Source organism: Lishizhenia sp., assembly GCF_057456495.1.
This window is the reverse complement of sequence record NZ_JBVCPV010000193.1, coordinates 1-5,384: the sequence shown is the minus strand read 5'-3', so window position 1 is coordinate 5,384 and position 5,384 is coordinate 1. Positions and strand designations below refer to the sequence as shown.

The window sequence follows — 5,384 nt, the reverse complement described above, 5'->3', positions numbered from 1 at the left end:
GTTAGGTATGTAATCTAAGCGACGCCTGTAAAAACCTAAACCATACCGGTTGGTACTCACATTCGACAAATTTGACAAGGTACTTTGCGTGCGTAACACTGCAGAATTTTCACGCTCATAAAAGGCATTGATGTAATTTCCCCCTTTAAGGAAATACTGTATCCCCACTTTGGCATTAGTTGTTAAAAAACTACTGTCTTGCTTGTACAAGGCAAAAGAAGACTGAATACCGAAGGGTGTATTGAGTAAAAAAGGATAATTGAATGCTGCATTTAGCTCTTGGGTTCCCGGTTGTAAACTGCGCCAATTCATTTCCAAGAGTTCTCCTCTCTTCAAGGTGTTCTGAAGTTTTAAACGTATATCCCCTGTAACAATCGTTCTATCATTTATAGGGTCTTGTTGTAGACCTGCAATACCATTAATTAAACTTACAGGATTACTCTTTAGGTATAGATACAAAACACAACCTTCTGGAGTAAATAGAATTTCATGTGGTCTTATCTCCGACAAAAAAGTAACCTGCTGCATGCGTGAAGAAATATCTCTTAATGCGCTTTCTGAATAAGCATCACCTTCTTGGATATTGATGTAGTTGCATACATACTTCTTGGCTACAGCTGCCTCCCCTTTCACCTCAATAGAAAGTATATTTACATAGGGTCCGAGGTTGATGCGAAGGTTGACATGAATTTCATTTTCAACAATCTCGGCTTGTTCTAATTTCACTTCTGCAAAAGGATATCCGTTATTTTCGCAATAGTTCAATATGCGCTTCAATGCATCGCTGAGTTCCTTGGCATCATAGGTCATATTCAACAAGGCTTTTTCGGAAATAGCAGGAATGGTATTGATGAGTTTTGCATCCTCTTCTTGAACAAAAACGCGTATTTTTTTAAAAGAAGGGCCACGGAAATATTTTGCCGTGAGTAACTTATCCTTCCACACTAAACTGTCTATACTCGCAAGCGGATATCCCTTGGAAACATCTATTAACCACATTTTCTGGAGATAATCTAACACCTCTAGACTATCCTTAAAATTACGCTTCTCTAATTTCTTTACTTTTAGTGGAGTATCACCCTTGAAATCAAGATGGTATTCCTTTTGAGATCTCGCCCAAAAAGTACATACGCCCAAGATTAAAAAAAGGATGATGCTACGTTTCAAATTCTGTGATTTTGTTTAGAACTAAACAGTTCTATGATAAGTAATTACAATATATCAATAATATCAACGTTTTATTTCTATCTTTGTAACACATCAACGATAAAACTATAAAAACATTATGAGGAAAACAGTAGCCTTCGCGATAATTGGATTATTTCTTGCAAGTGTGGTAGCATCTTGTGCATCTTCTAGAGGTGGACACTGCGACGCTTATTCACAAGCTAAAGCTCCAGTTGAGCAGAATGATTTAGCCGCAAACTAAGCGATTATCAAAAGAAAAACATTATTACGAAGGTTATCTCAAGGGTAACCTTTTTTTGTGGATCTACTTTTCCTCGTCCAACAATACTTGAATATCTTCCATCAATTCATCTACGGAAGTCATAGAAGTTCCATCATAGTAATTCCTTATTCTCAATTGCTGATCTACCAATACAAAATTATTAGTATGAATAAAGTCTGAACCTGCATCCCCTAAGTTTTGAGCCTCTGCTGGTTTTAATACAAAGAATGATCTGCGCGCTAAGTCATAGAGTTTTTCTTTCTCTCCTGTTAAGAAATGCCATTGGTCTTTCACTGCTCCATGACCATCCGCATATTCCTTCATTACCTCTACAGTGTCTATTTCAGGATTTACTGTAAAACTTAAGATTTTTACGTCATCATTTCCTTTGAAACGTTCTTGCACACGCATCATTTGTTGGGTCATACGCGGACAGATAGTACCGCAAGTCGTGAAGAAGTATTCTACAACAAAAACTTTCCCTTTAACATTATCCAAGGTCACTGTTTCATTGTACTGGTTTTGAAAGGAAAAGTCACCCACTCTATGCCCCATGGAAACGTGCTTCAAATCATTAGGAACTACGCCAGGTTCAATAATCTGGTTGGGTTGAATTACCCTTAAGTGCTTTTTATTTTGTGACTCAGTAGTCATGAAATAAGCCACCAAGATACTTGCTACGACTATTGCTCCAAAAAGTACTACTCTCATTTTTTTAAGAATTTGCTTTAGAAAGAAGAGTGATTTCTACACGTCGATTCAACTCTCTACCCCATTGGTATTTATTCGATTCAATAGGATTTTCAGAACCGTACCCTTTCCAAGAAATGTACTTTGCATTTACTCCCTGCTCAATAAGGTAGTTGTATACAGCTTCGGCACGTTGTTGAGACAATAAAATGTTTAGTTCTTCTAATCCACTTTTATCGGTATGTCCACCTATTTCCACTTTAAATCCATTTCCTTGCATGGCTTTGATTTTAACAATCAAACTATCCAAATACATTTTAGAGCTGTCTGTCAACACCACTTGGTTGGGTTCAAAGTTGACTCCTGACAAAACCATGCTTTCACCTATCTTCATCGATTCCAAGCTGTCTCTTCTTCTCACAACAACTTCTTCATCACCTTGATCTACCAACACATCCATGTTGTCTACTTTTTTCTCCAAAACCTTCACTTCTATTCTACGGTTACCTGCTCTTGTAGATTTATAACGGTTACTGTACAAAGGTTTTTTAGGTCCGTAACCCTTGTAAGAAATTCTAGATTGATCTATTCCTTGGCGCAATAACCAGTTGTAAACAAACTTGGCACGTTGCGCAGAAATCTGAACGTTTTTACTGTATGAACCAGAGTTATCTGTATACCCTCCTATTTCTACTTTCAATTCTGGTTGCTCCTTCAAAGCTGTCAATAAGTTTTGTAAATCGGGGTTGTCACTTGGATTAGAAAAACTAGTTTTTCCAGAACCAAAGCTTGTATTGTACAACACAATAGAAAATCCTACAGGAATACTTTCAGGTACATACACCAAGTGTTCCACTTCAACATGAATTTCTGAACTATCAATGTTTTCTGGCATAGGAGGACAAATTCTATTTCCCAATGAATCTGTAATCACTAAGTCTGGATAAGGTTCAAAATCTTTAATAATGTTTCTAATCTTCTGGTAACGCGGAGAGTTATTGGCACCATCTGTATTGATATCCCAGTAGTTAATCGCTTCCCATTTCGACATTCCACAGAACTGACGAAGTGTAAGTGCAGCCAACAATCCTGAAGCATGCCACCCATTCCAACAGTGTAAGTAAACGGGACCAACACTATCGTTAATGGCAGAATTCCTTACCAATTTCAACATCTCGTAAATGTGTTGATTATCGAAGTAATCGTATTGGTAGTAATCCATATCGTTCAAACCACCATGTACGCAGGCACAGCTATCCACTTGGGGTGCTGTGTCAAAATTTTCTTGGTAGAGGTAAATTGAAGCTGAAAACCCTTCTACACAAAGGTTGCGAATTCCATCATCTGGCAAAGGATTGTGGTTACTACGCTTGTTTTCTTTGTGATAGTAGTTATTTGCTCCTCCACGGTAAGCTACACCGTATAAAATTGGTCGTAAATTTCTTGTTCCGTACAGGGAGTCGAATCCATCTCCTCTATTATCTGTGATTTTGTAAGTTAAATCACCTGCATTGTAGCGGTCTTTGTAGTATTCTGGACTCAAGGCAAACAAAGGTTTGACGGCCAATAAAGAGTCAATATAGGCCTGTCGCTGCGCTACACTATCTTGGTAATGTACCAAAGCCAAACTATCGCTTGCGGCATCTTGACCAAAAGCGTTTAAAAAACTGATTACGAATGCAAATGTTATACTTATCCTTCTCACATCTACAAAATTAATATAGTGTTAAACATAACATTAAAAGGGACGATTTTTTAATTAACAAATGTCGTGTGGAAGGAAAGAAAGAACAGTTTGGAGTAGGGAAACAACTAGGTATAGATTGTCTTTAGCAAAAAGTAGAAAATCAACTTATAAGCTATTTCAAAACTTTCACCTCATAATACAAACGCCATTTTTTAACTAAACTGTGCTGAGGGGGATGTATTCCTATCAGTTCTTTGTAAGTTTTGCTATTATAATCCTTACTCCATTCATCTTCAAAGACCAAAGTTTCTTTTAATTCGGGAAACATCTTACGTTGAAAGTTTTCTAAAAACCTTCCCTCAGGCCTATTGTCAAAATCTATACACACCCCAATACTTTGGAGCACAGAATCTGCTTTAGAGACATGTGTTATAATAAAACCTGCATAACTCCCCTCCTCTGTGCTATCCGTATAAAAATCATGCTCTTGGTAATAGATAAGTGTATCTGCCTTTTCTTCAATAAGAAAGCCGTTTTGAACTTTATCATTCAAAACTAAGTTTCCATTTTCAAGGGAGCAAATGAATTCATTTCCAAGTCTCAATAAAGGTTCCCCATTATTGGTCTGCTGGAAAAACATTTGATTACCAAATAAACACAAATAGGAAGTTAAGATGATCAATACTTTGTACATGTAGGATTTGGTTTATGGTTTTACGTAGATTTCTTTTTCGTACCCAAAAATAAAGATTTGAAAAGTAGAATCAAAAAGCTATCACAATCCCACTTTTGACTTATCTCTTATCACTCATCACCTAAACCAAACTATTCACGCTTAAAACAATATCGCCACCTTCTGCACACCTGGCAAATAACTTCTACCAAAGAGGTTTAAATGCACTAAATAAGGGTACAATTGCGTGTATTTGATGCGTTGTTGCCATCCTTTTTCTAAGGGTGAATAAACGTTGTAGTCTTCTATGAAAGTATCGTTGAAACCACCGAACAATTGGGTCATACCCAAGTCCATTTCTCGGTGACCAAAGTAAATGGCTGGATCAATTAAGATTGTATCTCCACCGGCATCTACCATGTAGTTTCCTCCCCATAAGTCTCCGTGCAAAAGTGCCGGTTGTTCGTTGGGAAAAACGTTATCGATTTCTTTACAAAAGTTCTCAATTCCTCGTACCCAAAGTTCGTTTAACAAACCATTATCAAAAGCCATTTTCGTAAGCGGAAGTATACGTTGCGTAGCATAGAATTCTTGCCATGTTGCTTTTTGATCATTCTGCTGCAGCAAAGAACCAATGTAGTTATCTACTCCCCAACCAAATTCTTGATGGGTGAGCTTGTGCATTTCACTCAATTCATGCGCAAAGCGCACGTAAAAGGTTTCATCTTTTTTCCCTTCTTCTATCCAATCCAATAAAAGGTATTGGTAGTTGTCATCTTCGAAGTAATTGATGGGCGTAACACAACCTATGGATGCATGATCATTGATAAACTCCAGGGCATGCATTTCCTTTTTGAACATATCCGGATATCTATCCTTTTCAT

The 5,384-nt window shown here is 37.3% G+C and carries 6 protein-coding genes; 1 reads left to right on the top strand and 5 read right to left on the bottom strand.

What is annotated here, in order from left to right; all coding sequences use genetic code 11:
• On the bottom strand, positions 1-1,167 hold a 1,167-nt coding region (locus tag AC22ZQ_RS12200), incomplete at its 3' end, for a BamA/TamA family outer membrane protein (protein WP_318959048.1).
• 118 nt (positions 1,168-1,285) lie between these two features.
• Here AC22ZQ_RS12200 and AC22ZQ_RS12195 point away from each other — a divergent pair.
• Positions 1,286-1,429, top strand: a complete 144-nt coding sequence (locus tag AC22ZQ_RS12195) for a hypothetical protein (RefSeq protein WP_318959047.1) — start codon at positions 1,286-1,288, stop codon at positions 1,427-1,429.
• 63 nt (positions 1,430-1,492) lie between these two features.
• On the opposite strand, the gene AC22ZQ_RS12190 is transcribed toward AC22ZQ_RS12195, so the two are convergent.
• From AC22ZQ_RS12190 to AC22ZQ_RS12175, 4 genes are all read right to left on the bottom strand, one after another.
• A complete protein-coding gene (locus tag AC22ZQ_RS12190; protein WP_318959046.1) occupies positions 1,493-2,161 on the bottom strand; it encodes an SCO family protein in 669 nt (222 codons plus the stop codon).
• A 4-nt stretch (positions 2,162-2,165) separates the two neighbouring features.
• Complete coding sequence (locus tag AC22ZQ_RS12185) at positions 2,166-3,845, bottom strand: OmpA family protein (protein ID WP_318959045.1); 1,680 nt, start codon at positions 3,843-3,845, stop codon at positions 2,166-2,168.
• 154 nt (positions 3,846-3,999) lie between these two features.
• Positions 4,000-4,521, bottom strand: coding sequence for a hypothetical protein (locus tag AC22ZQ_RS12180; RefSeq protein WP_318959044.1), 522 nt, complete (start codon positions 4,519-4,521; stop codon positions 4,000-4,002).
• Between the two features lie 141 nt (positions 4,522-4,662).
• A partial coding sequence (locus AC22ZQ_RS12175) for a fructosamine kinase family protein (protein ID WP_318959043.1) occupies positions 4,663-5,384 on the bottom strand: 722 nt, incomplete at its 5' end.

Coding starts and splice junctions, on each gene's coding strand:
- AC22ZQ_RS12180 (WP_318959044.1), bottom strand. CDS start 4,521: ATGTACAAAGTATTGATCATCTTAACTTCCTATTTGTGTTTATTTGGT.
- AC22ZQ_RS12195 (WP_318959047.1), top strand. CDS start 1,286: ATGAGGAAAACAGTAGCCTTCGCGATAATTGGATTATTTCTTGCAAGT.
- AC22ZQ_RS12190 (WP_318959046.1), bottom strand. CDS start 2,161: ATGAGAGTAGTACTTTTTGGAGCAATAGTCGTAGCAAGTATCTTGGTG.